Source organism: Neisseria sp. 19428wB4_WF04 (assembly GCF_015235335.1).
Classification (GTDB): Bacteria; Pseudomonadota; Gammaproteobacteria; order Burkholderiales; family Neisseriaceae; genus Neisseria; species Neisseria musculi.
Genome location: NZ_JADGLG010000227.1, coordinates 1 through 260, shown reverse-complemented (window position 1 = coordinate 260; position 260 = coordinate 1). Strand labels below are relative to the sequence as shown.

At 60.4% G+C, this 260-nt stretch carries 1 pseudogene; it reads left to right on the top strand.

From position 1 onward, the window contains the following. A pseudogene (locus IR141_RS13720) lies at positions 1-128 on the top strand (IS3 family transposase); the annotation flags it as partial. Between the last annotated feature and the right edge of the window lie 132 nt (positions 129-260).

The following is a 260-nucleotide window of genomic DNA, read 5'->3' as shown; positions in this document are numbered from 1 at the left end:
ATGCCGGTTTGAAACGGCATATCCGTGCGGCTTGCCGGCAACACAAAGGACGCTGCGGCTGCCGCAGGATAACGGCGGCAATCCGCTATGCAGGGATGTTGGCCAACCACAAGACAATCAGCCGTCTTAAGGTGGTGTCGGGCCGGGATGGCAGCACGGTGGAGTCAATGCCGTCCATCGCCCGTTCGAAAGAGGCCGGCAACGTTGCGCCGCTATCCTGCAACGCCGTTTCAAGGCGGAAAAGCCAAATGGGAAACGGG